This window comes from Muriicola jejuensis (assembly GCF_010671595.1).
GTDB lineage: Bacteria > Bacteroidota > Bacteroidia > Flavobacteriales > Flavobacteriaceae > Muriicola > Muriicola jejuensis.
In genome coordinates, this window is record NZ_JAABOP010000001.1 from 1,400,725 (window position 1) to 1,427,145 (window position 26,421).

The following is a 26,421-nucleotide window of genomic DNA, read 5'->3' on the forward strand; positions in this document are numbered from 1 at the left end:
CAAGGCAGGAGGACCGATTTACAAATAATATCACATTATGTTATAAATACAACAAAAAAGATCCCCTTTCCAGGTCAGCGACACCGGGAAAGGGGGTTAAGGTTGATAATATAGTGTAGCGGATATCCCCTGCTACAAGGGGTTAGGATCTTTATATATGCGCTTTACCCGGGTAGCAATGCCGGTAAGAAGTTCATAGGAGATGGTTCCGGCATAGGAGGCAAACTGATCTGCACTCTGTCCTTCCCCAAACAGAATGACCTCATCGCCTTCTTTACAGTCGATACCCGTCACATCGATCATCAGCATGTCCATACAGACATTCCCGATGATGGGGGCTTGGTTGCCCTGTACGAGCACACTTGCCTTTCCCTGTCCGTATTGCCTGCCTATCCCGTCTGCGTGGCCCAGGGGAAGGGTTGCTGTGGTACGGTGACCATCGGCCCGATAGGCCCGGTTGTAGCCTACCGTTTCACCCGGTTCAATGCGATGCAGCTGGGAAATGACAGTTTTTAATGAGACCACCGGCCTCAGCTCGGGATCGAAGCGGGGATCATTCCCGTAGCCGTATACACCGATCCCACTCCTGACCATGTCCCATTGGGCTTCGGGGTAATTGAGAATTCCGGAGGTGTTCAGCAGGTGTTTCAATGGGATGGGGCCCAGGGATCTTTCAACCTCTTCCACAATTTTGCTGAACAAGGCTATCTGCCTTTGGGTAAATTCCTTTTCGTCCAGGTCCTCAGAGGCCCCCAGGTGAGACAGGATACCCTTTATTTTAAGAGCTCCGGACGCATCGATCTCCTCTTTGATAAAACGCACATCGGTTTCCCAAAACCCCAACCTGTTGAGGCCGGTATTGAATTTTAAGTGAACGGGATACCCTTCCTGAGCCGCCTTCCTTGCCGCCTGGTGGAAACCTTTCAGGATCCTTGCGCTGTAGAGGCTGGGTTCCATTTCATAGGCAATAATTTCATCGAAATTCCCCACCTGTGGGTGCAGTACCAGGATAGGACAACGTATCCCTCCTTCCCTGAGGGCAATGCCCTCCGAGGCATAGGCCACTGCCAGGGCATCTATACCGAGAGAGACCAGCTTGTTCGCTATGGCCAGGGCATCGCTGCCATATCCGGAAGCCTTGACGACCGCCATGAATTTTGTGGAGGGTTTTATCCGGGATCTCAAAAACCGGTAATTGTGTTCCAGGGCCCCCAGGTCTATTTCCAGAACGGTCTCGTGTATGTCAGGCATAGAGGTGTGGATATAGTCTAGCAGGCAAAAAGCACTTGGGGTAGTGTATTCCTATGTACTTCAGGCGTATCAGGTTTTTTTTCGTTTAGTTTTCTCGTCTGTCGATGGGGGGAGGAGGACTTCCTCTGAGTCCACTTCCATGGCTTTCACTTTTTCCCTGAGCATGGCTTTAAAGAAGGCTGCTCTGCTCAAAGGTTCGTATTCTTCGGTCTCCCCAAGCAAAACCAGGCTGTCATTGTCCGATTTTCTAAAGCTGTAATTGGCCAGGTTGCCGGTTCTGGTACACACCGCATGTACCTTGGTGACGTATTCCGCGGTGGCCATCAGGGCCGGCATGGGCCCAAAGGGATTGCCCTTGAAATCCATGTCGAGTCCGGCTACCACTACCCTCACCCCTTTATTGGCGAGATCGTTGCAGACAGAAACGATCTCGTCGTCAAAGAACTGTGCCTCATCTATCCCGACTACATCGCAATCCTCCGCAAGCATGCGGATATGACCAGCAGTGGGTACGGGCGTAGACCGGATCTCGTTCTCATCGTGGGAGACCACCCTTTCATCGCTGTATCGGGTATCGATGATGGGTTTGAAGATCTCCACCTTCTGTCTCGCGAATTTTGCGCGCTTCAACCTTCTGATGAGTTCTTCCGTCTTACCCGAAAACATGGACCCGCTGATCACTTCTATCCACCCAAATTGTTCTTTATGATTAACAGTGTTTTCGAGAAACATTTTGTAATTTTAGACGAAATACGGGCTTTCCCCGTTAGTATCAAAGACGATATAAAAGTATTAAAAAAGACAGACCTTTACAGGGATGCAAATCAAAAAGAAATGAAGCGGAAACTGAAAGAGGAATTGGTGAAACTGTCGACAGAGATTATTACCTCTCAGGATGCGGGTGACATTCCGGAACTCTATGAAAAAGCCAAAAACCTGTATGAGAAACTCGCTGTTCTCAAGTTCATAGAAGAAAAACTCAGCGATATAGAGATCGATATCTCCAAGAATGTGATCGCTTCCAAGTTCGAGAAGATGGCCAGTGCCGTCATAGACGGCAACAGGGCGGTCCCGGAAAACAACCCCCACGAGGAGGATATCATGACCCCGGGCATAGATACCATCAAGCACATGGTCTCAGAAATGCCCAAGGATCTCCATTTAGAACAGCTCTTCGCAGAATTCGTCGCCAAGGCCGAAGTGATGAAGAATGATGTAAAGGAGGTCACCCCTGAGGTGAGGGACATCCCCAAACAAGAAAAACCAAAATCCCTGAACGACAAACTGACCACCCGGGAGATCGTCATCGGCCTCAATGACAGGCTGGCCTTTGTCAAACACCTCTTCAATGACAGCACAGAGGAATTCAACAGGGTCCTTTCTCAATTGAACACCATAGAATCAGCAGACAGATCCTTGGCCTTTATTGAGAATATGGTAAAGCCCGAATACGATCATTGGAAGGGGAAAGAAGAATACGCTTCCCGATTTATGGCATTGATAGCGCGCAGGTTCTCTTAGACCTGCTCATCCAATAACCACAAAGAGCCGAAAGTGATGCCAACGCCTTTCGGCTTCTTACTTTTAAACAGGCAATCCCATGGCAACCTTGTTTCTTGTGCCAACCCCGATCGGCAACCTCGATGACATCACCCACAGGGCTATCAAAGTACTGGGGGAAGCAGACCTGATCCTTGCCGAGGATACCCGCACCAGCGGCAAATTGCTTCAGCATCTCGGGATCAGTACGCCCATGCAGGCTTATCACATGCATAATGAACACAAGATCACCGATAAGCTGGTCTACCGAATGAAAGAGGGGGAGAACATGGCCCTGATCTCTGATGCAGGCACACCGGGGATTTCCGATCCCGGCTTCCTGCTAACAAGAGCCTGTATAGAGGCCGGTATTTCCGTCCAATCCCTGCCGGGCCCCACAGCCCTGATCCCGGCCCTGGTCAATAGCGGACTCCCTTCAGACCGGTTTACCTTCGAGGGATTCCTTCCTCTGAAAAAAGGAAGACAGACCCGCTTAAAGGAACTCTCTGAGGAAAGTCGGACCATGATCTTTTACGAATCTCCCCACAAACTCCTGAAAACCCTGGAAAATCTGATCGAATTCCTGGGTCCGGACAGGCCCGCTTCCATCTCCCGTGAGCTGACCAAGCTGTACGAGGAGACCGTCAGAGGGTCCCTGTCGGAACTTTTAATGTATTACAATCAGAATCCCCTCAAAGGCGAATTCGTTATCGTGGTAGGCGGTAAAAAATAGTTCAGGTCACTGTAGTGAAAAGTTGTATTTTTTCAGGCATGATCGTGCCCTGGCTTATTACCCTTTTTACCGTAGTGGCGGTTTTTTTCCTGGATCGTTGGGAAAACAGGCATATCAGGTCCCTCTTTGACTGGGTTCCGGCCATACTGCTGGCCTACCTCATTCCTGCCATCATAAGTCACCTTGCCGCTGTGGATTATTCCCAGGCGGGGATCCACGATTTCAGCAGGGACTACTTCATCCCCCTGGCCATTGTGGCAGTCATGAGCAGCCTCTCCCTGGGGCAACTGAGGTCCATCGGCTGGAAACCCATCCTCCTCTTCGTGAGCGGTTCCTTTTTTATCGCCCTCTTCCCTGTCCTCCCTCTCCTGGTTCTTGCTGAATCTGATCTGGTGACTGACACCCTGGTCAACCAGGGTTACTGGAAGGGGATCCCGCCTATCGTGGGCGGCTGGATCGGCGGGAGTACAAGTCAGCTGGTCCTGAAAGAACTCGTGGAATGCCCGGAGGCCATCTTCCTCTCCGTACTCGTCATGGACAATATCCTGGTCAACATCTGGACCATCCTCATGTTTCAGTCCATAAAAGGCAGCAACGCCCTGAACCGTTTCTTCAGGATCACGGATACGGCGATCCCCGAAAGCCTCAGGATGAACAGGATGAAAACGATCCGGCCATGGCTTACGCTCGCTGTACTCCTGGGAACGGTGGTACTGGTCAATCTCATCCTTGACAGTTTTATCGGGAAGGTGATCCTGCTATCGGTGATCGGACTGGCCATCAGCAACCTGTGGCCGAGGTGGAATTTCAACTTCGCATTGAGGTCGGGTTCCGTCCTAATCCTCATCGTCATGGCGGTACTGGGACTGAAATTACAGTTCGCTACCCTGGGCTTCAACACCGCCTTCCTCGGTTTTATGGCGGTTTGGCTGGTGGGTCATTTCCTTTTTATGACGATTGTGGCCAAGCTCCTGAACGTCCATATGGCATGGGTACCTATTGCCAGCATGGCCAACGTGGGCGGTATCGCGACGGCCCCTGCGGTGACGGCCGCCTATGAAAAGAAGTGGATGCCCCATGCGGTGGTCCTGGCTATCCTCAGCATGGCCACGGGGACTTTCTGGGGGATGTTGACGATCTTTTTCCTGGAATCCTCTCTGTTGTAGAGTACAGATGATCAGTCAATACGGGGTTTGGGGGCGTATGTAAAGCTACGGTTTCCAAAGTTTATGGAAATGGTATCCCTCAATATGCGGGATTTTCTTTCGGCCATATCCATGGTATCAAGGGATAAAATATAACGGTGATCTTTCCTAGATCCAAGCAGCCTAAATGGACTTCCATCGCTTAATGGGATCAAACCAAATTCCTTGGATACGACCTGTCCATAGGATTCGAAAGCGAATTTATTATCGATGACGATGCTTACAATCAACGATCTCGGAGATATTTCAGAGTCCCTGAAATAATAACACATAATATAGATCGGATCATCTTCTGTAAAATCCAGTACTTCGTAATCCCCACTAATTTTTATCGGTTTTACGTTCGGTTCAGTATAGGTATAGGAAATCATACGGTCATCAAACTTAAAAGACCTGCATGAGACCGCACCCAGGAGAATCAAAACGATAAGACCTTGCTTCATATTTCCAGAAAGCTAATAGAGATGCCCGTCGTGTTTTCCCCTTTCCCATCCGTGTTTGCCCAGGTACTGTTCCGCACTCTCCACGGCCCCGGCTTCGATGCTGGTCCCCATGGAATCATTCCAGCGATTGAGGTAGCCGAACAGGGCAATCACCCCCAGCATCTCCACGATCTCCCCTTCATTCCAGTATTCGTAGAGTTCGGTCTTGATCGAATCGCTTACCTGGTTGGGCACCTGGGAAGCGGCCAGGGAAAAATCCAGCGCAGCCCTTTCGGCATCTGAAAAGGCGGGGTGTGTCTGGTATTCCCAAATATTATCCAGTTGCTCCTGTTCTGCCCCGTATCTTTCCGCAGCCCGGATGGCATGCGCCTGGCAATACCGGCAACCCGTGGCATTACTGCTCACCCAGGCGATCATGCGCTTGAGGGCAGAGGTGACCCTCCCCTTATTGTCCATCACGGCCTTGTTGAGTTCGATGAACGCCTTGGAGATGGCCGGCCTGTGTTGCATGGTGAGAATGGAATTCGGGCAGAATCCCAGGGTCTCGTTAAAAAATTCGGCGAGTTTACGGGTTTCGACGTCGTGTTCGGGAGGGAGTGGGTTGACCAGGGGCATAGGATGAAGTATGGGTTATTGTTGTAATTTTGGGATCAATTGATCCGCATTACAAGAAACGAAAAAAAGAGAGCATGACAAATCATATCAGCACCAAATGGATAGGCGGGATGGCCTTTGAAAGTAACAATCCTTCGGGAATCGACTTGAAGATCGATGCCGGTCCGGAAGATGGGGGTGAAGGAAAAGGATACCGACCCAAGGCCCTGATGCTTACCTCCCTGGCAGGATGCTCCGGCCTCGATGTGGTCTCCCTGATAGAGAAGATGAAGCTGGAGGTAGACCGTTTCCATATCGAGATCTTTGCAGAACTTACCGAAGAACACCCGAAATACTATCACAAGGTGCACCTGGAATACCACTTCTACGGGAAGGCCCTGGACGAAAAAAAATTGCAGAGGGCCGTCGATCTTTCTATCGACAAATACTGCGGGGTGATGGAAATGTTCAGGAGGTTTGCCGAGGTCTCTGCTGAGAACATTTACCACAAAGGTTGAAATGTTAAAAAGGACAGGCTCGGTGTTCGAAAAAGAAAGTACCGCAAGGAACATGCACAACCCGACCTTATTTTATGAAGGCTGAAGATATTTGTGAAATGCGCTGGACCATAAAGCCCAAACCCGAACAGGATGCGATCAGGGATCTCATGGATGCCATCAAGGTGGATCCCCTGGTGGCCACCCTGCTCTTGCAGAGGGGGATTGAAACCTATGAGGATGCGCTGCGTTTTTTCAGGCCCCAGCTCAGTCACCTGCACGATCCCTTCCTGATGAAGGACATGGACCTGGCCGTACGCAGGATCGAGGAGGCTATTCAACTGGGTCAGAACATCCTGGTATACGGGGATTACGATGTGGATGGGACCACGGCAGTGGCCCTGGTCTCTTCATACCTCCTGGAACGTTACCCGAATGTGGCCACCTATATCCCGGACCGGTACGCTGAAGGATATGGGGTTTCATTTGCGGGAATCGACTTTGCACACGATAACGAAATAAAACTGATCATAGCCCTTGATTGTGGGATCAAAGCCCTGGACAAGGTGGCTTATGCCAGGGAAAAGGGGATTGATTTTATCATTTGCGACCACCACAGACCCGGGGATCAGATCCCACAGGCCGTCGCCGTGCTGGATCCCAAGAGGTCGGATTGTTCGTATCCGTACGATGAACTCTGCGGATGCGGGATCGGATTTAAGCTTATTCAGGCCCTTGAAGAGAGGGCCGGGAGGCCGGTCGAAGGGATCTTATCCTATCTCGATCTGGTAGCCACGGCCATTGCGGCAGACATCGTCCCCATTACCGGGGAGAACAGGGTGTTGACCTACTATGGCCTGGAGGTGATCAACCAGAAAAAAAGACCGGGGATACGGGCCATCCTCAATACAGTAAGGAAGTCAGAGCTCAACGTCACGGATGTGGTCTTCATCATTGCACCGAGGATCAATGCCGCCGGCCGGATGGAACATGGCCGTTATGCTGTAGCCCTCCTCACAGAAACCGATCAGGCACGCGCAGAGGAGATGGCTAAGGCAATAGAACAATTTAATGCAGACAGGCGCGATCTCGACAAGGAGATCACCGAGGAGGCCCTGCTTCAGATTCAGGAGAATAAGGAAGAGGACCGGTTCACCTCGGTGGTCTTCAAAGAAAGCTGGCACAAAGGGGTGATCGGGATCGTGGCTTCCAGGCTCACGGAAACATACTACCGGCCTACGCTGGTCTTCACCCGCAGCGGGGAAAAGCTCGCTGCCTCTGCCCGTTCCGTGAAGGGATTCGACCTTTACAATGCCCTGGAAGCCTGCAAAGACTACCTGGAGCAGTTCGGCGGCCACAAATACGCTGCAGGTCTTACCCTGGAAGAACACCAGTATGCAGCATTCAAAGCGCGTTTTGAGGAGGTGGTCTCGAGTACGATCGCTCCTGAGATGCTGCGTCCGGAGATCCGTATCGATGCGGAGATCAACCTGGCAGACATCACCCCGAAACTCATGAGGATCCTGAAACAATTTGAACCCTTTGGCCCCGGGAATATGAAACCTGTTTTCCTGACGCACCAGTTGAGGGATTCAGGATTTGCAAAGGGGGTGGGGGATGATGAAAAACACCTCAAGCTGGCTGTGCAACAAGGCAGGTCGAATCCTCTACAGGCCATCGGTTTCGGCCTGGGCGAGAAATTACCTCTTGTAAAAGACGGCGGCCGATTCAGCGCGGTCTATTCCCTGGAGGAAAACCACTGGAACGGGCAGGTAAGCCTGCAGCTGAAGATCAGGGATATCAGGCCCGACTAGACCTTGTAGGCAAGTACCTCAACCCCCTGACCGTCATAGACCCCATACGTGAAATGGCTGATCCAGTCGCCCAGGTTGTAGTAGGTTGAATTCTCTCCGACCTTTATTTCAAGGGGGAGATGGCGGTGGCCAAAAATGAAGAAATCGAAGTGGTCATCCTCCAGTTTGCGTTTGGCGTATTGTACCAGCCATTCGTTTTCCTCTCCCAGGAATTCCTTGTCCTCCTCCCCGGAGATCAGTTTGTTTTTTACTGAGAAATACTGGGCCAGACGCACCCCCCAATCGGGATGCAGCCAGCGGAAGATCCAACGGGCCACTGGGTTGGTAAATACCTTTTTCATCCTCTTATAGCCCTTGTCATGAGGGCCCAACCCGTCCCCATGGCCGATAAAGAATCGCTTGCCTTCGATCTCGAATTGCTGGGGTTTGTGAAATACCTGTATCCCGAGTTCCTCTTCGAAATATCCATTCATCCAGAGGTCGTGGTTGCCTGCAAAGAAGTAAACAGGGATTCCGCTGTCGCTGATGCGTGCGAGTGTCCCCAGGGTGCGTACAAAACCTTTGGGTACCACAGTCCGGTATTCGAACCAGAAATCGAAAAGGTCCCCGAGAAGGAAAATCGCGGCGGCATCTTCCTCCACTTCCTCCAGCCAGGAGACAAAGCGCCTTTCCCTGGCTTTGCTCTTTTCCCTGTTAGGGGCCCCCAGGTGGTTGTCACTGGCAAAATAGACCTTCTTTCCTTTGGGTACGTGTAGCTGTATCATCCGCGTGTAAAGATAGGAAAATAGGCCTGTGGATCAGGGGTTATCCTCCATAAACCACTCAGCATAGGCCGATTCGGTTTCCCTGAGTTTCAGGGAATGCAGCTGCAGGTCCTCCGGAAGTCGTGCCTTGATCCTCGAAGCAATGTCGATCACCATATTCTCGCTGGTGGGCTGGTAGTCTGCCAGGATCACCTTATGCCCGCGAGATTCGAGTTCCATGGCCAGCTCCAGATGGGGGGTATTCTTATTAAAGATGGTCGCGTGGTCAAAAGGGTCCACCACTTCTTCCCGAACGATCTTTTTCAGGTCCCCGAAGTCGATCACCATCCCCAGCTTAACAGCACCTTGGGTGGCGACAGGCGTACCTATGACGGTAACGGCCAGTTTGTAACTATGGCCGTGTACATTCCTGCATTTCCCGTCGTACCCGTAGAGGGCATGTCCGGTTTCAAAACTGAATTCCTTGGTTACGCGAATCCTGCTCATGGGGTTATAGCTTATTCGGCAAAGGTAGGAATTCTTTAAAAGGATGAGCCTACTTTCCCTGAGGAACAGATCCTACAGTTTGGAGGTAAGAAGTCGCCTTTTTCGTTTTCAGACCAAACAAAGGACGTATCCATTTCCACCTGCGAATACCAAACTCATAGAGGATCCAGGATCCTGCAAAGGTCGTTGCGATCAAATAGAGGAATTTGGGCAGGAAACCCCAGTTGAGATCCATAATAAAGAATCCCGCGATGATAGTGACCGTTTGATGGAGGATGTAAAAAGGATAAACGGCCTCGTTGCAATAGGACAATGTGCGGCTCGACTTGTTCCAGTACGTGGCTGCATAACCGAAAAGCACCAGGATCCAGGACCAAAGGTTGAATACCTTGAGGAAGGCTTCTGTAAAATGCACGGTTATAGAATCTTCAAAGGACATGATCAGGCCCAGATAAAGTGTGAAACCCGTTATGGCACAATACAGGTAGAACCGCCTGTTTGTTGTCACTGTTTTCCAAAACGTATCCTGTACGGTCATCAGGAGAAAGCCGAAAAAGAATAAAATGGAATAATTGGCAATGGCAAACCAGTCGCCTATAAGCGCATGGGTGATCTCAAAAAACGGCTCTACCAGTGACTCTGTGAGATAGAGGGGAATCAGGAACCAGAACAGACCAGTCCTTCTGGAGACTATGGCCTTCACCCAACGAAGAAAGCTGCCATCCGGATGTTTCCGCAGGGATACAAAGACCGGTAACAGGGCCAGGGAGAACAACAGCAGATAGGGAAGGAACCAGAGGTGGTGCCAGCTGAGGTTCCCTTCGGGATAGACCCCCATAAAGGCCTGTGAAGGCCAGAACTCGAAGTAGGACCCGTTGAATTGGCCTTCTGCGATACGTTCCACATATACCTGGGGAGGAACCACGAGAAGCATGCCCACGACCAGGGGCAGAAAAAGCCTTCGGATCCTTTCCAGGCTGAATTGTCCCGGGGTCCTCTTGTTGAGAGCGTAATAGGTGCCCATCCCCGAGATCACGAAGAGGATGGGAAGACGCCATTGATTGACGAACAGCATGGGGAAGCGGATCCAGCTGTATTCCACATTGTTCTTGATGTGCCACCCCCAGGGGACAAAGAACATCCCCACGTGGTAGAGGATGAGTAATCCGAAAACAAAAACCCGCAGCCAGTCCAGATCGTAACGTCTCATGATTTCAAATTTTAGAGCTAAGATATCCCGAATAACAAGGCTTGTGGGTTCTTTGGTACGGATGACAAGGTTTTGGGACCAACGACAAACCTAAGAGCCCCTGAGTCGGCTCTCGAAGGCGGGGATCATGTTCCTGGACACGGGGATCTCCTGGGCGCAGTGTTCCAGGCTGAGTTGAAAACCCTGGGCATTTCCTTTTACATGCCTGAGGAAGGAGAGGTTCACGACATAGGAGCGATGCGTTCGAATAATATTGTCAATAGCCTGGGCCTGTTGTTCAAAATCGGAGATGGAGATGCGTTTGAGCATTTTAACAGGTTGGCCTTCCTTGTTCAGATGGATGGTGAGGTAGTTGCCCTCTGCCTTGGCGAAGATAAATTTTTCGACCTCGAGATCGAAATTGTCCATCTTCACCTGTGTTTCAATGGGGATAACACTCTTGTCCTTCTTTCGGGCCTCGAGGAGTCTGCTGCGTTCCAGTTCCTGCGCATCTCTGATGTAGCGCGCATTCAGCCTGTTGAAATTAACAGACACGATGAGGCCTACCAGGAGAATACCGACCAAAAATGTATTGCTTACCTCTTCCCGCAGATATCCCCAGGACCAGTTGTTAGGATTGTCGAAAATAAGGTCTCTGATCAGAAATTGCCCTATACCAATGAGCAGAAGAAAAGCACAAAGAAAAACTAGCTCTCTTCCTATGTTCCAATGCTCGTCAAGGGTGGGGGAAAAATGGATATATGGGTACATCAGAAGAAGAATCGCCAGGGGCATGAGCGAATGTAATACACAGATCCAGAAATAGTCCATCTTGTGTTCAGCCGAATTCACATTGAATGGGATAAAGAAATAGTTGAAAAATAGGGCCAGGAAAAAGATGATAAGACCAAAATACAGAAGTGACCTTCCTCTGAAATAAAAAGGATAGGGGGTTTGTAAAAACTTCTTAATGGAAGGAAATACGGCCATATTTTCAATTCTGGATAAAGCGATTACTTCTTAAAGGCCTCCATAGCCTTTCGGGTCTGTTCTGACAGCGCCAGTTTCCCGGTGATGGCTGCCCTGCTGACCAGCAGCTGATCCCACTCGCCCGTCCCCTGCCACAACACTTTCTTCAGGGCAATCAATGCGTCCCGGTTGTATGAGGAGAGCTGTGAAGAGAAGAAATCGAGTTCCTTATCCATCTCTTTTACATTCTGGAACACTTTGGAAAAGAGGCCTTTGTCTCTCGCCCAATAGGCATTTTTCCACTCTTTCGGGGACAGGGATAATTCTGCCAGTCCGGCTACCCCTGCCTTGCGTTCTACGGCAGGAGCGATCACCAGGGGGGCAATTCCGATGGTAAGTTCAGATAGCCTGACGGCTGCTTCCTCTGTGGCGAAGACATAGTCACAGGCAGCTATCAGGCCCACACCGCCCCCAACCGCTTTGCCCTGTACCCTCCCGATAATGGGTTGGGGACATTTCCTCATGGCATTGATCACATGGGCGAAGCCGCTGAAGAACACGGTACCTTCTTCGTGGCTAGATACGGAGAGGAGTTCGTCAAAGGAAGCCCCGGCACAAAAAGCCCTGTCTCCTTCCGATTTAAGGACAACGACTGAGACATCTTCCTTCCCGGAGATCTCCTCCAAAGTTCTCCTGAGTCGGTCCAGCATTTCAGAAACAAAGGAATTCCCGGCCGGGTGGCCAAATTCTATGGTTGCTACGCCGTTTTGTATATCCGTGTAAAGGCTGCCGTTAGGTCGGGTTGTTCCCATAGGAGATCGCTTTTCTCAAAATTAAGCCTTTTGTAAAAGGGGGCGAAATTTTCTCCTGAACTTCCATACCAGGGCTCCGCCGCGTATCATCATCCAGACGGTGATGGCGATCCAGATACCGTAAAGGCCTGAGTTATAGAACTGACCTATGTAAAGGACGGGGATAAACCCGAGGAAAGTGGCTGAAAGGAGCACGTTGCGCAGGTATTTCATCTCCCCCAGGCCCTTGAATAGGCCGTCAAAGACAAAGGCGACCGTGTTGATGGGCAGGGAAAGGATCACGATATAAAAGACGGAATAAAAAGTAATGAGGACCTCTTCCTCATTCGAGAACAACATGCCCAGGGGACGGTACAGGACAAAGCCTGCCAGCATCAGGACCAGGCTTACGCCGATTCCGTAAAGCATGATCTTTTTAGCCAGTTTCCAGAGATTGGTGTAATCCCTTGCACCGAGCAGACGGCCTCCCATGATATTCCCCGCAGCTCCGTACCCATCTATAAAGAAGGCTGCGAAGAGCCAGAGGTTGATGGCAATGGTATGGGCACCGATAAAACGGTCGCCAAGTGCGGTCGCTTCCCTCACCGCCAGTACCAAAGTGATATTCAGGGCCACAGCCCTCACAAAGAGGTTCAGGCTCATCCCGATCAGCCTGCCCAGCTCCGGGTGAACGGGTAACCTGGGCACGAGGGAAATATGGGTCTTGGTCATAAGCAGGTAGAGCGACATGGCTGCCATGACCCCCTGGGAGATCAGACTCGCCCAGGCTGCTCCTTCCAGGTTCATCGGGGGGATGAACCCTTCCACTCCAAAGACCAGGAGGAAGTCGAGCCCAATGTTTAAAGTGGCTCCTGCAATGGCGATCATCATGGGCCAGAAGGTATTCTGTAGCCCCCGGAATATGCCCATAACCGCAAAGGCAAAGAGGGTGAGGGGGAAGCCCCAGACGCGTATGGAGTAGTAGGAAACACAATATTCCAGGATCTTTCCTTTGGCGTTGAGAAGGAGAAAGATCTCTTCTACAATAAATACAGTGCCCAGCAGGATCACTATGCTGAGCATGACATTAAGGGCGATGGCCTGGGCGGGGAGGGTGGTAACCTGGTCGAGTTTGCCTGCACCCAGATACTGGGAAATAATGGCAGAGATCGCGCTGCGTGTCTGCCCCAGTATCCAGATCAGCATGGAGAGGAAGGCTCCGACGATCCCCACGGCTGCCAGGGATTCCAGCCCGTTTTCAGGAATATTGCCCACGATGGCGGTATCTGTGATAGACAGGATAGGCTCCGCGATCCCTGCAATGGTTGCAGGAATGGCGAGGCGGTTAATGGTCTTGTAGCTAACTCGGGTGGTCAAGCGTCAGGGATTAAAGGATGAGTTCATAGCAATAGAAGGGAAGCGGACTTTGTTTGGGGAAATAGACCGGTTCCAGTTTTTTGTACCCCCTGGCTTCATAAAATCTTTGGTTTCGTTCATTTTTGCTAAATGTGTCCAGTCTAACGGAAATGCAATTCTCAGCCTTTGCCATGTCTTCAGCATGGTCCATCAACTGTCGGGCCAGGCCCTGACCCTGATGCTCGGGATGCACGGCCAGTCGGTGAATGTACACGTTATTCCCGTTTGGAGTGAGCCATTTCACCGGCCTGTATTCCTCATCCATGTGGGTTGAGATGGTGATACAACCGACGATTTTTCCCGAAATGTCCAGGAGGTAGAGTTCACCCCGACTCAGATCTTTTAGGAAAGCTTTTTCGGACGGGTAGTGGTCATTCCACTGTTCTATTCCCATCTCTATCATGTGCTTTGCACAGGCCCGGGTAAGGCTCATGATCCTCGGAATTTCCCCTAACTTTGCCGTTCTGATCATTGATTCAAGCCAATTATTGCGTAAATTTATGGTTTAAATCCCTAACCGATATGAAGAACATCCTAGTACCCATCGGAACCTCTCCCAACGCCCACGAAACATTGCAATACGCAGTTGATCTCGCCTCACATTTCTCATCGAAAGTATACGTGATGGAGGTTTTCAATGTGGCAGGCGGTGCCGGTAGCCTGATCGATATTTCTGTCATGGTAAAGAAAAGTGGAAAAGAAAGGTTGAAGGAGGTCATTGGGAAGGTAGATGCCAAAGGGGTTGAGATCAAGATCGCAACCTATAACGGAGACCTGATAGACGGATTGAAGGAGATAGACCATGAGATAGGCATAGATCTGCTGGTCATTGCCCCGAGGAGCAATGATATCAAGGAGGAACTCTATCTGGGGCATACCTCAGGCCGGATGATCAAACGCACGGATATTCCGACACTGATTGTCCCCAAGGGCACCCAATTCAGTCCCTTTAAGATGATCCTGACCGGCTTTAAATCAGGTATTCTGAAAAAGAAAAGAATTCTAAATCCCCTTATGGAGATCAAGAACAAATTTGAGAGTGACGTACAATTGCTTCTGGTCAAAACCCCAGGGTATAACGATAAGGACTTGCAGGTGAACACCGCCCTGTTGGATCTGAGTTCCAGGCTTACACTGGCTGAACACGCCACCACCTACCTCGGTATTCTGGAACACATTCAGGCAATGAAACCCGACCTCCTTTGTGTTTTCAGACGAAAAAGAGGAGTGTTTATGAATCTCTGGGAGAAGAACACCATCCACAAATCCGAATTCTCTGCAAAGATCCCGGTCCTGGTACTTAGTGTTAAAAAGGATTAGAAACCATCAGATGCTTTGTTCGACTAAAGGGGAGGCATCAGACAGAACTTCTTCCATTGGCCTACGATAGGAATAAGGCATTTTGTTCGAATACCCGAATCGGATCAACAGAAGTGGATACCCTATATCGATACCTAGTAATTTTGTCATTTTTTCTCTCACTTCGAATTCTTCACAAGGCATATTCACATGGGCATGACTGATCTTAAGTTTACAGGCGGTAAGACCGAATCGCTGAAAGGCCCTGCCCAAATTTACCCAGTGCGTGACATCGTTTTCTTCAGCTATAAATAGCAGAAAGCCCGCAGAAGCCCTTATCAGTTTTTTCCATCGCTTGGCCTCGCTTTCAGCTGAGACAAACTTTTTCATGATGAGATTCCCCAGAAACTTACCAGTTCCGGGAAATCCCATACTTGCGTGCCAGATGCCATCTTTTTTCTTCTCAATTTCCGTCTTTGAAAACCGAATCCAGGAGACCAATTCTTCTACAAATTGTTTGTTCCGGAATTGGCGGATACTTCCCTCTATGATCAAGGGCTCTAATTGGTTAATTTCTTCAGGGGTTATAAATGATCGCACCTGAACACCTGGAAATCGTGTGGAATCTATAAGAAGTTCAAGATCTTCGGGAGATACCTCAGTATCCTTATACTCATTTCTGGTTACTTGTCTTTCTTTGATGTACCTGTACAAATAGTCCTTGTGACTCTCGCTGTTGACTTGTAATGCAATACAGATGAATTCTGCATCTCCATGTTTTTTTACGATCCTGACTTCAGGAAAATACCCGTCATTCAAGGCTGCTAGGACGATGTTTTCAACGGCACATCCCAGGCTGATGTACATAGCGTGGTGGTCAGCATCCACTACAGGCAGGGATTTTGTAAAATCCGGATAGATCTGGATTTCATTTTGGTCGATTTTAAATTTCCACGGTTGGGTGTTGTGTCCTGAAGGGGCCATAATCCCATATTCGATAATTTTCCGGATGGCTGAATTTGTTTTCATGACCTGAAAGAGTTAATAATTTTCGGCTCTAAAGTATGTTGGAGAAGTTGAATAATACAATGATAATGGTCAGGAAAAATGAGAACATTAAGTCAAATAAAACATTTGTAAATAGTGAGTTACGTAAAGTGATATAAAAGAAGAGTACTGCAAAACGCTCAGGAATAAATCAGATGATCGAGTGATTTAGAAAACGGGTTAGCTGGCGCTGCTCCGGATGATCTCCCGTCCTGCAAATACAAAAATTTGTTTTCTGGTCTTTCAGACCAGGCGCTTCAAAAGCAAAAATCCACTGAAGTGATCTTGGTTATTATAGAATGAAAATACCGGGTTAGCTATCGCTGCTCCGGATGATCTCCCGTACTGCAAATGCCAATTAAATCGCTTGAGCCATGCCTGCGGCATGGACGCTTCAGAAACAAAAAAACCGCTCGAGTGAACTCGGCTAATATTAATGGTTTAGAATACCGGGTTAGCTATCGCTGCTCCGGATGATCTCCCGTCCTGCAAATGCAATTTTCATCGCTTCGGCAATGCCTTCGGCATTGACGCTTCAGAAAACAAAAAACCGCTCGAGTGAACTCGGCTAATATTAATGGTTTAGAATACCGGGTTAGCTGTCGCTGCTCCGGATGATCTCCCGTCCTGCAAATACAAAAATTTGTTTTCTGGTCTTTCAGACCAGGCGCTTCTTCATAAAAAAAACCACTCAAGCAAGCTTGGTGGTTTTTTGAATTCTGAATCACACAAATTTTTGTGCTTGTTCTGTGGAGAATACCGGAGTCGAACCGGTGACCTCTTGCATGCCATGCAAGCGCTCTAGCCAGCTGAGCTAATCCCCCGCTTAGGAAGCGCAAAGGAACTAATTTTTAAGAAAGTTTCAAAATTCGTCCCCTTATTTATTTTAAGAAAAGAATAACGCAGGATGTTTTCCTTCTCCTCTCCTGCTTCCTATTTTTAGGCGTAAACAGAAAAAGTATGAAAGGTAAAGTAGCATATATCACCGGAGGCACCAAAGGAATAGGTTTAGGAATCGCCAAGACACTCCTGGGAGCAGGGATGAAAGTGGCCATTAGCGGGCGAAATGCTGAAGATGCGAGATCCGTGGCCCGTGAACTGGGTCCTGAGGACCGGGTGATGGGGCTGGGTTCCCATGTGACCCGTCCAGAGGATGAGGAAAAGGCCGTGGGTTCGATCCTGAAAAAATGGGGACAGCTCGATGTGGTTATCGCGAATGCAGGAGTGGGCATCTTCAACCCAGTGGATACCCTCAGTATAAAGGACTGGCAAAAAATGATAGACACCAACCTCAATGGTCCTTTCTACACTCTGAAGGCTTCCCTGGAGGCCCTGAAACGTTCAAAGGGATATTACATTACCATCGCCAGCCTTGCGGGGACCAATTTCTTTGCTGCAGGTGCGGGGTACAACGCTTCAAAATTCGGGCTGGTCGGATTTACTCAGGCTGCCATGCTCGATCTCAGAGCTTATGATATCAAGGTGTCTACGATCATGCCCGGGTCGGTGGCCTCTCATTTTAACGGGAACGAACCCGATGAGAGCGATGCCTGGAAGATCCAGCCGGAGGACATAGGAGAACTAGTGGAAGACCTTTTGCGAATGAATCCCAGGACCCTTCCTAGCAAAATTGAGGTACGCCCATCACGCCCGGACCGCAAATAGGCCTATTCGGCCCTGGCCTCAAAAGGCACCTGCAGGTCACACAAAGCGAGTAGAAGTTTCCGGAGTTGCTCACCGAAGGTATGGAGGGCATCGGGGTTTACAAAATACTGTTTCCCCGAAGTCCCGCCTCGGGATGGATCCGGAAAGCCTAATCGAAAGATCCCGTTTTCAAGGTTCCTGAAAGGAATGATCGCGGCCTCGAAAAGTGGTGTAGGGTGATGGTAATGGTACATCAGGGCGTAGGACATCATTTGAAAAGCCTTGTTTTTTTCCGGATCTGAAACGATGTCTTCCCATTCGCTTATCTCGACCTCTGATTTTTTGGTGTTTCCGGTCTTGTAGTCCAGGATCCTCAGCACCCCATCCTTCTTATCTACCCGGTCAATGGTTCCCTTCAGGAATAGGAGGAAAGGCAGTTCCGGGATTTCGATGGGTACCTGTACTTTTTCCTCGACAGCCAGGATCTCCACTTCGTGACGGGTACTTTCCTCTATTTCCATTTCAAGGTACTTCTCAAGGTAGTGCTGGATGACCTGAAAGGCTATGAGGTTTTTCCCGCTGTCGAGAGATACATTGGGATAGAATTCTGCAAAGGCATCCCTGGTGATGACAGGGATCTGGGGGAGCAGGGCTTTGATCTTAGCCGGATCGAGTACGGTGCCCACAAAAGGAGCGTAAAGCCGTTCGAGGCAGGCGTGGATGATGGTTCCGAAGGTGTTGGCAGCGATGTTCTCTTCCACCACATCGGTTTCCTCTATACCCAGCACGTATTTCTTATAGAAAAGGATGGGATCACGGATATAGGTGGCCAGGGCAGAGGGAGAGAATCCGCGCGAAGCCCTTGCCTTGAGAATCTCCAGCACGGACGCATCCTTATGGATGGTTTCCCTTACAGGTTCGGGCAATTTTAAAAGGGGTGAGGCGATGATATGCCTTATACTTCCCTCCTTTCTGTCCTCTGTCAGCAATTGAGATATAAATCTGCTTCTTTCCCCTCCCTCAAGCACATCAGGTTCTGTATTGTAAAGTAGGTATACGTGTTTGGCCCTTTGGATTAACCTGTAGAAATGGTAGGTGTACACCGCGTCCTTTTCCTTATAGGTGGGCATCTGGAATTCCTTTTTGAGGTCGAAAGGCAAAAAGGACCCATGGGTTTTACCCGAGGGGAGTATGCCCTCATTCAGGGAGGTAATGATCACGGTCTCAAAGTCGAGATTCCTGCTTTCCAGCATCCCCATGAGTTGTATCCCTTCCAGGGGTTTGCCGTAGAAATCAATTGTCTCCCTGGCCATTAGTTCCCTGAAAAGGCTCTGGAACGACTTGAGATCGGATATAAAATCGTATTTGTGTACATAGGTGCCGATCTCATTAAAAACAGCCTCCATTTTGCTGAGGTATTCCAGGGCTATGGAATCGTTTTCTGTCTTGTATTGATGTTTCAGCGCTGAGATCAAGGATTTAGAACTTTCTAATAGGGACAAGGGAGTGGTAACTCCTTGCGGGAACAAAAGGGAAAGCACTGCTTTGTCGCCGGTCTCACCTGTAATCAATTGAGGGGTTTTGATATAAATCCAGTTTCTCTCACGGATCATGGTACTAAGGGTTTCGAGCGTTTTTTCAGGCTTGTCGAATAAACCCTTCGCATAAGGATGGGACACCAGAGACAGGACATCTTTGTGATACCAGCCCTGCCCCTTCCAGTTTACTAAAATGGAAATGAACTCATGGAACAAACCCGCTACCGGTGTTTGGGCCAAAGGAAGCCCCATGGTAATGTTCAGTTGGGATATGACAGGAGGAATGGCATTAAGGATAGGGTTAAGGAGATTTTCGTCTCCCAGTACGATGGCAGTGCTCTTTTGAAAATCCGGCCTTTGAAAGGCGATCTCTTCCAGGAGGGAGCCTATATACTTAGCTTGTGATACACTTCTGGGGACCCCTATAACCCTGATCTCCTTATGAGAATTATAGCTCTCCACTGCACCTTTCAGAGATTTTCCGGACAGATATTTCCATTTTTTCAGGTACGAACGGATAAAATACCCTGCGTCATGGATCTTATCTTGGATAAATACCGGGTCTATGTCCCAGAAGATCTCTGCTCTTTTATGGGAGAGGAGAGTCTGAAATATTACCTGTTCGGCAGTATTCAGTGCGTTAAAGCCGATAAACACGTGCCGGGTATCTTCCGATTTCAGGGCGTAGTCCTCAACGGCCTCACTCGCCTTGCGATATACCAGCCCCTGGTATCCCGTGCTCATACCCAGCAGATGCTCCGAGAAAGCATTGTACAAAGGCTCCAGGGAATTCCAGAACTCTATATAGGTCTCGATCATGGGAGTCCTTTCAGGCCTCAAGTACCAATGGTCTGTTTCCTGTATGGCGCTGAGATAGGAGAAGATCTGTTTCTGGGGGATGAGATAGCGGTCTATTTCGTTAAAATCCTGCAAGAGGGTACCTCCCCATCTGGAAAAATCGTAGAAACTTTCTGCTTTTGTTCCCTGTAGTCTTTGATACACACCATAGAGTTCGAACAGGAGTTGGGTATTGGAAGCATACCGGAGGCCTGAAAGCATGGAAACAAACTCTTCTATGGTATAGATGGTGGGAGCAAAACCGGGTTTTTTAGCCGTCTTAGCGAACAATTGCAGAAGGAAAAGCCCCGCCCTTTTACTGGGAACGACCAGTACGAGTCGTTCATCTACAGGATACTGGGATCTGATCTCTGAGACCGCCTCTTCCAGAAATGTTCTCATATCCAAAAATAAAAAAAGCTCCGCATTTGCGGAGCTTTTAGTTCGTCTTTAAGTTATTAAAACTTAAGCAAAGTCTGTCGTATTAGTTAGAAGGTTTAACTAAGTTGATTTCAACTCTACGGTTTGTCCTTCTACCTTGACTAGTATTGTTGTCAGCAATAGGTCTGTCTTCACCGTATCCTGTTGCAGACAGTCTGCTGGAAGCAACCCCGTTCTCAATCAAATAGTTCATAACAGAATAGGCTCTTTCTTCGGAAAGTCTTTGGTTAGTTTTGGCGCTACCTACGCTATCTGTGTGACCATCGATGGTGAACTTTGAATTCTTATATTCAGCAAGTATAGCAACGATGTTTTGAAGAACTGCTTCTGATTCTGTTTTGATGGATGCTTTGCCAGTATCGAAAAGGATAGTTTTGGCATAGTCTAACAAGGTCTTTTGAACTGCCTCAGTTACTTCTGGACAACCATTGTTAGCAACGGTACCTGGAACATCTGGACAGATATCATCTTTGTCTAATACACCATCACCATCTCTATCTGGCCATGGGCATCCATTGTTAGCTGCAGGACCTGCTTCGTTTGGACAAGCATCATCTTTATCGGCTATTCCGTCACCATCAGCGTCAGGACATCCGGCAAGGGCAGCAAGACCTGCTTCGTTAGGACAAGCATCATCCTTGTCGGCGATACCGTCACCATCAGAGTCAGGGCAACCGTTAAGTTCTTTAGAACCAGCTTCATTAGGGCAACTGTCTTTTCCATCTTCTATGCCGTCACCGTCAGAATCAGGACATCCGTTGAAGGCAGCCAGTCCGGCAACCTCAGGACAAGCATCGTCCTTGTCGTAAATACCGTCACCGTCAGTGTCGGTTCCACCAAATTTGATGGAAATACCGGCCATGTGCTGAAAGTGCTTCACCCCGTAGTCCTCGAATGCGTGCTTGTATCCAGTTTGAAGTGTGAAGCCAATATTGTCAGTGAACCAAAGGCTGGCACCGATACCGGCATTGGCAGTACCAAATCCGATTTCGTCAACCCATGTATAACCACCACCGATCTCGATGAAAGGGATGATCATTTTTTCCTTTAAGATATTGTACTTGATCGTACCGTCAACAGCGTAGTGAGAAAGGTCGTCAGCTGCAACATCACCCAATTTGCTAATCCTGTTCAGGCTACCCCTTGCTCCTACAGAGAAACCATCTCCAACATATCTGGAAACAGATACATAGGATATAGAAGGCAAGATGTTCCAGTGATCGTTAACATTAAAGTACTCACTGAACAAAGTACCTGTTGGGTAAGCGGCGTCCTGGTCATTAGTAGGATAAACATCTATCGCGTTTACACCAAAGCTAACTTGCCACGGATTATTCTCATCCTGCGCTTGAAGGTTGTTAAACCCAATAAGAAATAGGCCAACAACTAATAATCTGCTAAGCTGTTTCATGTTCAAAATTTTAAGTTTAAGTGTTTATTAGCTGCAAATGTAAGTTGTTAATAATTATTAACAAAATCAATTTCTTTTTTTTTTCGCGTATGCCCCAGAAAACGGAAGGTTTTAGAGGATTTTGAGCACTTTTCCGACCTTGGTAAACGCCTCGATTGCGGTGTCCAAATGTGCTCTGGAATGGGCTGCTGATAACTGTACTCTGATCCTCGCTTTTCCCTTGGGAACCACCGGATAAAAGAATCCTATGACGTAAATTCCCTCTTCGAGCAACATATCAGCCATTTGCTGAGATAATTTGGCGTCGTACAGCATCACGGGCACAATGGCTGAGTCTCCGTCTATAATGTCGAAACCGGCTTCTTTCATACCTTTTTTAAAGTAACGCGTATTGTTTTCAAGGCGGTCCCGGAGTTCTGTGCTTCCTTCCAGCATATCGAAAACCTTAATAGAGGCCCCCACAATGGCCGGGGCCAGGGAATTACTGAAGAGATAGGGGCGGGAACGCTGCCTGAGCATTTCTATGATCTCTTTTTTCCCGGTGGTGTAGCCGCCCATGGCCCCGCCAAGCGCCTTCCCAAGTGTACCGGTTATGATGTCTATGCGGCCCATCACGCCTTTTTCCTCCAGGGTTCCGCGCCCGGTCTCCCCTATGAATCCGGCTGCGTGGCACTCGTCTATCATCACCAGTGCGTCATAGGCCTCCGCCAGGTCGCAGATCTCATCGAGGGGAGCGAGCAAGCCATCCATTGAAAATACCCCGTCAGTAACGATGATCTTAAATCGGGCATTGTCTGCACTGGCCTGTTTTAGCTGTGCCTCCAGGTCCTTCATATCATTATTGGCATATCGGTACCGCTTTGCCTTGCACAACCTGACCCCGTCTATGATAGAGGCGTGGTTAAGGGAATCCGAGATGATGGCATCCTCGGCAGATAGTAAGGGTTCGAAGACCCCTCCATTGGCATCAAAGGCGGCTGCATACAGGATGGTGTCCTCGGTACCGTAGAATTTGGCGATTTTTTCTTCAAGTTCCTTGTGGATGTCCTGGGTACCGCAGATGAATCTTACGGAGGACATCCCGAATCCGTGGGAGTCCAATGCATCCTTGGCCGCCTTGATCACTTCCGGGTGAGAGGAAAGCCCCAAATAGTTATTGGAGCAGAAATTGATCACCTCCTGCCCTGTCGATATGGTAATGACGGCACCCTGAGGAGAGGTAATGACGCGCTCTTTCTTGTAGAGGCCTGCTTCTTTGATCGATTCCAGTTCTTCCTGGAGATAGTTCTTGATAGTGCTATACATATCTATATGAATACGGGTTTGATTTGTTCGCCTACATAAATCAGGACCTTGTTTTCGACCTGGTATCCCATGGAGCTCAGTACTTCCGAATAGGAATTGAGCTGGTCTGCATGGGCCGGGCTTTGAATCCCGGTTTTATAATCGAGAACCGATACTTTGAGACCTTCGAAAACCATCCTGTCGGGTCGCAAAATTACCCCATTTTCTGCAATTAGGGCCTGTTCGTTCTTAATAATGGGGCCGGATTCATAAAAAGGTGCCAGCCGGGGATGCTCAACGATGCTTGTGAACAGCTTTAGATAGGCCTCTTCCTCTTCTAACGGTATGGTACCGCTCGACACCAGTTCCGAGACCGCTGCAGGGATGTCCCCGCCAGACTCAATAATACTCATGCCGAAGTGAAAATGATTGCCGCGGGAGAGGGCGAGTTCTCTGGCAGTCCCCCAGAGTTCACCTGCACGTGTACTGATTTCCAGGCGCCCCTCGGACTTGGTTGAATAGGTATAGGGGATCGACTCCTGTTCGAGATCGGAAGAATGCCCGGGCCCAACTTCCCCGAGTTTGCCAAAATCGTACCTGCTTCGTTCCCTGTCCCATAAGCCTTCGGCTATAAGGAAATTTATGAATAAGCCCGAGTAGAGATTTGTTTTGTGAACACCATTTTTGTCCAGGTCCATTTCGGAGATCACATATACCCCCTGAATTCCCCGGGTAAGGGCTACGTAAAGGACGTTGAAGGCATCGAGTTCCTGTTTGTGCTCTTCCTCGAGATACACTTCCCTGGATGCATCGTTATACCCCTCCATTTCCGCCTTTTTGCTCAGGAGCAGATGGTCGAAACCCCTCAGGACTTCGTCCCTGGAGTTTACCCATAACTGCGTGCCTCTGTCATCATATATATTGGCATTGGCAAAAGGGAATATCACAAAGGGGAATTCCAGGCCTTTGGATTTGTGGATCGTCATCAATTGGACCGCATCCGTGTTCTCAGGGGCAGGGATGCTCCAATTTCCCTTATTCTTCTCCCAGTGGTCGAGGAAGGAATTGATCCCGGATTCCATGTGTTTCTCAAACTCCAGGATCTCGTCGAGCAGGGCACTGATAAACGCATGCGAAACATCTGCCAGGCCAAATTTCTCAATGGCGTACTCCAGGGCATCATAAGGGGTTCTTCGGGCAAAATTGGCTGTATCGAAATCGTATTTATTTTTAAATAAACGAGGAAGGTCTGAAAGGTTTTTGGAGATGAATGCGTGCCTGCCCTCTGACTTGCTGAGATAGAGAAGGAGGTCGTACTGAACGTTGAGGTCTGTGGTCTGGGAAGCGTGTTTAAGTAGGTTGATCAGGAACCTGACCGAAGGATCACTCTCGAGCAAAAGGGCATCCGACGAGATCACGGGGATCCTCTTCTCCATCAATTGTCTGGCGACCTTCACACCCTGGATATTGGATCTTACGAGAACGCATATATCCCTGTAGGGAACATTCTTTTCCAACAACTCCCCGATGACCTGCATCACTTCGGTACAATGATACAGGTCTCTATCGGCCGTGTCCTTTTCAAGGAACCTCAAACTGACGAGTCCGCCATCCAGGGAGGTGTGCTCCTGGTTGTTGCCCTGAAAAAACAACTGCCGGTAGAGTTCGTTGTTCAGGTAAGGTACCGCGGAAGTAAAAAAGCGGTTGTTAAAATTTACTACCTCTTTATAGCTGCGGAAATTCCGTTGAAGGGGTTTGGTTTCGGGAGGGATGCCAAAAAGGGCGTCACTGCCATGGATCAGATTGAGGAAGAGCTCTGAACGCCCTCCTCTCCAGCGATAGATAGCCTGTTTGGCGTCCCCTACCAGGAACAGGCTGCCTCTTCTACCTTGCAGATCTTCACTTTGGAGCGCATGGGAGATCAATGGCACCAGGTTTCTCCATTGCAAAAGGGAAGTGTCCTGGAATTCATCTATGAAGTAATGCCTGTATTTCTCCCCAAGGCGCTCGTATATGAAAGGGGCGGGCTGATCCCGGATCTGTCCTGAGATCAGGGTATTAAAGGCTGATATGTGGATCTGTACCCTTTCTTCGAGCAAGGTGTCAATCTCTTTTTGCAAGGCGTTGAGCAAGGTCAGGGGGACGAGGTTCTGATAGATATTTCTCAGGAAGAGCAATCTGTTATGGGCCTCTCTCAGAGGCGTCCAAAGCTCTGTAAACCTGGGCATGAGTCCATCTATAACAGTCTTTTTGTGCTCGGAGAGGCTTTTACTGTAAAGCGCCTCGTCCCCAAAATTGGCTTTCCAGTCTGCCTTGTAGTTTGTACCTACAGGATTTTCCTGCATTTTTTTCATAAAATCGGGGAACCAGCCCGATCTGAAATCCGACCTTTCCAATCCGGCTTCGGCTATGTGCTTCAAAACTTCCGTCGCCATCTTATTAATATCCCCGTAAAGGCTCCGGATAACCCTCTTCAGGTTCTTTTGCAGGTCCAGGAAGGCATCGGTGTCCTTGTTCTTCAGGACTTTCAGGAAGGAGAGGTGGTTCTCATCGAACAGCATGGAGCCTACTTTATTCAGGTCATAACTGACGTCCCAGCTTTTACCTTCTTCTATTTTTTCCAGGGCGAAGTCGACGATCAAGTCCGTAAGCCTGTTGCCTGGCCTTGCGTTTCCCAGCATCCTGTCTATACCCTCGCTGAGCAACAGGTCCTTGTCCAGGACCACTTCAAAGTTATGCGGTAGTTTCAGGTCGCGCGCAAAGGTTCTGATGATCCGGTGGTTAAACTTGTCTATGGTGGAAATATCGAAGAATGCGTAGTTGTGGAGGATCTCCCTCAAGACCCTGCCGGATCTGGCGCACAATGCTGCCGGAGGTAAACTAAGTTCCTCGGAAACCTGTAAAAACAGGGCGTCATTGTGGGTTTTTTCAGTATCTGAGGCGAAGAGGGATAGACTTTTCAGAATCCGCTGCTTCATTTCATTGACAGCCTTGTTAGTAAAAGTGATGGCAAGGATTCGCCTGAATTCCTGCCGGCCGTCTTCCGCGAGGATGAGTTTCAGGTATTCCTTGACCAGGGTAAAGGTCTTGCCTGAACCCGCAGAGGCATCGTAAATCTGATAGGAGTGCAGCAGTCGTTGTTTTACCTCGCAAAATAAGCAAACGCCGACAGTTCTTAACATAAAATTAGGGGATTATAAATGTTAAAATCCCTAAATTTGACACTCAC

General features: G+C 49.0%; 23 protein-coding genes and 1 tRNA gene. 7 read left to right on the plus strand and 17 right to left on the minus strand.

Translation table 11 applies throughout. From position 1 onward, the window contains the following. Positions 1-132 precede the first annotated feature (132 nt). Positions 133-1,251, minus strand: a complete 1,119-nt coding sequence (gene alr / locus GWK09_RS06125) for an alanine racemase (RefSeq protein WP_163692107.1) — start codon at positions 1,249-1,251, stop codon at positions 133-135. Positions 1,252-1,320: 69 nt separating this feature from the next. Continuing rightward, positions 1,321-1,983 carry a thymidine kinase gene (locus tag GWK09_RS06130; protein WP_163692108.1) on the minus strand — a complete coding sequence of 221 codons (663 nt, stop codon included), beginning with the start codon at positions 1,981-1,983 and terminating at the stop codon, positions 1,321-1,323. Between the two features lie 102 nt (positions 1,984-2,085). On the opposite strand from GWK09_RS06130, the gene GWK09_RS06135 reads away from it, so the two are divergent. The 3 genes from GWK09_RS06135 to GWK09_RS06145 all read left to right on the plus strand — a co-directional run bounded on the left by GWK09_RS06135 (position 2,086) and on the right by GWK09_RS06145 (position 4,689). Beyond that, positions 2,086-2,772, plus strand: coding sequence for a hypothetical protein (locus tag GWK09_RS06135; RefSeq protein WP_163692109.1), 687 nt, complete (start codon positions 2,086-2,088; stop codon positions 2,770-2,772). A gap of 79 nt (positions 2,773-2,851) precedes the next feature. Continuing rightward, entirely contained in the window at positions 2,852-3,523 is a 672-nt protein-coding gene (rsmI, locus tag GWK09_RS06140; protein WP_163692110.1) for a 16S rRNA (cytidine(1402)-2'-O)-methyltransferase, read from the plus strand. Between the two features lie 38 nt (positions 3,524-3,561). Continuing rightward, positions 3,562-4,689 carry a DUF819 family protein gene (locus GWK09_RS06145; RefSeq protein WP_204260362.1) on the plus strand — a complete coding sequence of 376 codons (1,128 nt, stop codon included), beginning with the start codon at positions 3,562-3,564 and terminating at the stop codon, positions 4,687-4,689. A gap of 11 nt (positions 4,690-4,700) precedes the next feature. Here the strand turns inward: GWK09_RS06145 and GWK09_RS06150 are convergent, their stop codons facing one another. Together GWK09_RS06150 and GWK09_RS06155 are read right to left on the minus strand one after the other, a co-directional pair. Next, entirely contained in the window at positions 4,701-5,171 is a 471-nt protein-coding gene (locus GWK09_RS06150) for a hypothetical protein (protein WP_163692111.1), read from the minus strand. Between the two features lie 12 nt (positions 5,172-5,183). Beyond that, positions 5,184-5,786 (minus strand): carboxymuconolactone decarboxylase family protein, encoded by a 603-nt coding sequence (locus GWK09_RS06155; RefSeq protein ID WP_163692112.1) that lies wholly within the window; start codon positions 5,784-5,786, stop codon positions 5,184-5,186. A gap of 74 nt (positions 5,787-5,860) precedes the next feature. Between GWK09_RS06155 and GWK09_RS06160 the strand changes: the two genes are divergently transcribed. Both GWK09_RS06160 and recJ read left to right on the plus strand, forming a co-directional pair. Further along, positions 5,861-6,283 (plus strand): OsmC family protein, encoded by a 423-nt coding sequence (locus tag GWK09_RS06160; RefSeq protein WP_163692113.1) that lies wholly within the window; start codon positions 5,861-5,863, stop codon positions 6,281-6,283. A gap of 98 nt (positions 6,284-6,381) precedes the next feature. Then, the gene (recJ, locus tag GWK09_RS06165; RefSeq protein ID WP_163692526.1) at positions 6,382-8,076 is read left to right on the plus strand and encodes a single-stranded-DNA-specific exonuclease RecJ; all 1,695 of its coding nucleotides are present in this window, start codon (positions 6,382-6,384) and stop codon (positions 8,074-8,076) included. Here the strand turns inward: recJ and GWK09_RS06170 are convergent. The 7 genes from GWK09_RS06170 to GWK09_RS06200 all read right to left on the minus strand — a co-directional run bounded on the left by GWK09_RS06170 (position 8,073) and on the right by GWK09_RS06200 (position 14,163). Next, positions 8,073-8,840, minus strand: coding sequence for a UDP-2,3-diacylglucosamine diphosphatase (locus tag GWK09_RS06170; protein ID WP_163692114.1), 768 nt, complete (start codon positions 8,838-8,840; stop codon positions 8,073-8,075). The two genes, recJ and GWK09_RS06170, sit on opposite strands and share 4 nt — an antisense overlap. A 33-nt stretch (positions 8,841-8,873) precedes the next feature. Beyond that, a complete protein-coding gene (locus GWK09_RS06175) occupies positions 8,874-9,326 on the minus strand; it encodes a 6-pyruvoyl trahydropterin synthase family protein (RefSeq protein ID WP_163692115.1) in 453 nt (150 codons plus the stop codon). A gap of 49 nt (positions 9,327-9,375) precedes the next feature. Continuing rightward, a complete protein-coding gene (locus GWK09_RS06180) occupies positions 9,376-10,536 on the minus strand; it encodes an acyltransferase family protein (RefSeq protein ID WP_163692116.1) in 1,161 nt (386 codons plus the stop codon). 90 nt (positions 10,537-10,626) lie between these two features. Next, on the minus strand, positions 10,627-11,505 hold the full coding sequence (locus tag GWK09_RS06185; protein WP_163692117.1) for a LytTR family DNA-binding domain-containing protein: 879 nt from the start codon (positions 11,503-11,505) through the stop codon (positions 10,627-10,629). A gap of 23 nt (positions 11,506-11,528) precedes the next feature. Further along, positions 11,529-12,296: an enoyl-CoA hydratase/isomerase family protein gene (locus GWK09_RS06190; protein ID WP_163692118.1), complete on the minus strand. Its 768-nt coding sequence runs from the start codon at positions 12,294-12,296 to the stop codon at positions 11,529-11,531. A gap of 21 nt (positions 12,297-12,317) precedes the next feature. Then, on the minus strand, positions 12,318-13,652 hold the full coding sequence (locus GWK09_RS06195; protein ID WP_163692119.1) for an MATE family efflux transporter: 1,335 nt from the start codon (positions 13,650-13,652) through the stop codon (positions 12,318-12,320). 10 nt (positions 13,653-13,662) lie between these two features. Next, positions 13,663-14,163: a GNAT family N-acetyltransferase gene (locus GWK09_RS06200; protein ID WP_163692120.1), complete on the minus strand. Its 501-nt coding sequence runs from the start codon at positions 14,161-14,163 to the stop codon at positions 13,663-13,665. Positions 14,164-14,213: 50 nt separating this feature from the next. Here GWK09_RS06200 and GWK09_RS06205 point away from each other — a divergent pair, with 50 nt between their 5' ends. Next, positions 14,214-15,011, plus strand: a complete 798-nt coding sequence (locus GWK09_RS06205; RefSeq protein WP_163692121.1) for a universal stress protein — start codon at positions 14,214-14,216, stop codon at positions 15,009-15,011. A gap of 6 nt (positions 15,012-15,017) precedes the next feature. On the opposite strand, the gene GWK09_RS06210 is transcribed toward GWK09_RS06205, so the two are convergent. Then, positions 15,018-16,019 (minus strand): Acg family FMN-binding oxidoreductase, encoded by a 1,002-nt coding sequence (locus tag GWK09_RS06210; RefSeq protein ID WP_163692122.1) that lies wholly within the window; start codon positions 16,017-16,019, stop codon positions 15,018-15,020. A 768-nt stretch (positions 16,020-16,787) separates the two neighbouring features. Next, positions 16,788-16,861 (minus strand) — tRNA-Ala (locus GWK09_RS06215). Between the two features lie 136 nt (positions 16,862-16,997). Between GWK09_RS06215 and GWK09_RS06220 the strand changes: the two genes are divergently transcribed. Further along, entirely contained in the window at positions 16,998-17,702 is a 705-nt protein-coding gene (locus GWK09_RS06220) for an SDR family oxidoreductase (protein WP_163692123.1), read from the plus strand. A 2-nt stretch (positions 17,703-17,704) separates the two neighbouring features. Here GWK09_RS06220 and GWK09_RS06225 read toward each other — a convergent pair whose 3' ends face one another. The 4 genes from GWK09_RS06225 to GWK09_RS06240 form a co-directional block, all read right to left on the minus strand. Continuing rightward, positions 17,705-20,458, minus strand: a complete 2,754-nt coding sequence (locus GWK09_RS06225; RefSeq protein ID WP_163692124.1) for a PD-(D/E)XK nuclease family protein — start codon at positions 20,456-20,458, stop codon at positions 17,705-17,707. Positions 20,459-20,540: 82 nt separating this feature from the next. Beyond that, entirely contained in the window at positions 20,541-21,908 is a 1,368-nt protein-coding gene (locus GWK09_RS06230) for an OmpA family protein (protein WP_163692125.1), read from the minus strand. 111 nt (positions 21,909-22,019) lie between these two features. Beyond that, positions 22,020-23,213: a glycine C-acetyltransferase gene (gene kbl, locus GWK09_RS06235; protein WP_163692126.1), complete on the minus strand. Its 1,194-nt coding sequence runs from the start codon at positions 23,211-23,213 to the stop codon at positions 22,020-22,022. 2 nt (positions 23,214-23,215) lie between these two features. Continuing rightward, the gene (locus GWK09_RS06240; RefSeq protein WP_163692127.1) at positions 23,216-26,374 is read right to left on the minus strand and encodes a UvrD-helicase domain-containing protein; all 3,159 of its coding nucleotides are present in this window, start codon (positions 26,372-26,374) and stop codon (positions 23,216-23,218) included. Positions 26,375-26,421 lie beyond the last annotated feature (47 nt).

Excerpts from the sequence above, each read along its gene's own strand:
- alr (WP_163692107.1), bottom strand. The coding sequence starts at position 1,251 with ATGCCTGACATACACGAGACCGTTCTGGAAATAGACCTGGGGGCCCTG.
- GWK09_RS06130 (WP_163692108.1), bottom strand. The coding sequence starts at position 1,983 with ATGTTTCTCGAAAACACTGTTAATCATAAAGAACAATTTGGGTGGATA.
- GWK09_RS06135 (WP_163692109.1), top strand. The coding sequence starts at position 2,086 with ATGAAGCGGAAACTGAAAGAGGAATTGGTGAAACTGTCGACAGAGATT.
- rsmI (WP_163692110.1), top strand. The coding sequence starts at position 2,852 with ATGGCAACCTTGTTTCTTGTGCCAACCCCGATCGGCAACCTCGATGAC.
- GWK09_RS06145 (WP_204260362.1), top strand. The coding sequence starts at position 3,562 with ATGATCGTGCCCTGGCTTATTACCCTTTTTACCGTAGTGGCGGTTTTT.
- GWK09_RS06150 (WP_163692111.1), bottom strand. The coding sequence starts at position 5,171 with ATGAAGCAAGGTCTTATCGTTTTGATTCTCCTGGGTGCGGTCTCATGC.
- GWK09_RS06155 (WP_163692112.1), bottom strand. The coding sequence starts at position 5,786 with ATGCCCCTGGTCAACCCACTCCCTCCCGAACACGACGTCGAAACCCGT.
- GWK09_RS06160 (WP_163692113.1), top strand. The coding sequence starts at position 5,861 with ATGACAAATCATATCAGCACCAAATGGATAGGCGGGATGGCCTTTGAA.
- recJ (WP_163692526.1), top strand. The coding sequence starts at position 6,382 with ATGCGCTGGACCATAAAGCCCAAACCCGAACAGGATGCGATCAGGGAT.
- GWK09_RS06170 (WP_163692114.1), bottom strand. The coding sequence starts at position 8,840 with ATGATACAGCTACACGTACCCAAAGGAAAGAAGGTCTATTTTGCCAGT.
- GWK09_RS06175 (WP_163692115.1), bottom strand. The coding sequence starts at position 9,326 with ATGAGCAGGATTCGCGTAACCAAGGAATTCAGTTTTGAAACCGGACAT.
- GWK09_RS06180 (WP_163692116.1), bottom strand. The coding sequence starts at position 10,536 with ATGAGACGTTACGATCTGGACTGGCTGCGGGTTTTTGTTTTCGGATTA.
- GWK09_RS06185 (WP_163692117.1), bottom strand. The coding sequence starts at position 11,505 with ATGGCCGTATTTCCTTCCATTAAGAAGTTTTTACAAACCCCCTATCCT.
- GWK09_RS06190 (WP_163692118.1), bottom strand. The coding sequence starts at position 12,296 with ATGGGAACAACCCGACCTAACGGCAGCCTTTACACGGATATACAAAAC.
- GWK09_RS06200 (WP_163692120.1), bottom strand. The coding sequence starts at position 14,163 with ATGATCAGAACGGCAAAGTTAGGGGAAATTCCGAGGATCATGAGCCTT.
- GWK09_RS06205 (WP_163692121.1), top strand. The coding sequence starts at position 14,214 with ATGAAGAACATCCTAGTACCCATCGGAACCTCTCCCAACGCCCACGAA.
- GWK09_RS06210 (WP_163692122.1), bottom strand. The coding sequence starts at position 16,019 with ATGAAAACAAATTCAGCCATCCGGAAAATTATCGAATATGGGATTATG.
- GWK09_RS06220 (WP_163692123.1), top strand. The coding sequence starts at position 16,998 with ATGAAAGGTAAAGTAGCATATATCACCGGAGGCACCAAAGGAATAGGT.
- GWK09_RS06225 (WP_163692124.1), bottom strand. The coding sequence starts at position 20,458 with ATGAGAACATTTCTGGAAGAGGCGGTCTCAGAGATCAGATCCCAGTAT.
- GWK09_RS06230 (WP_163692125.1), bottom strand. The coding sequence starts at position 21,908 with ATGAAACAGCTTAGCAGATTATTAGTTGTTGGCCTATTTCTTATTGGG.
- kbl (WP_163692126.1), bottom strand. The coding sequence starts at position 23,213 with ATGTATAGCACTATCAAGAACTATCTCCAGGAAGAACTGGAATCGATC.
- GWK09_RS06240 (WP_163692127.1), bottom strand. The coding sequence starts at position 26,374 with ATGTTAAGAACTGTCGGCGTTTGCTTATTTTGCGAGGTAAAACAACGA.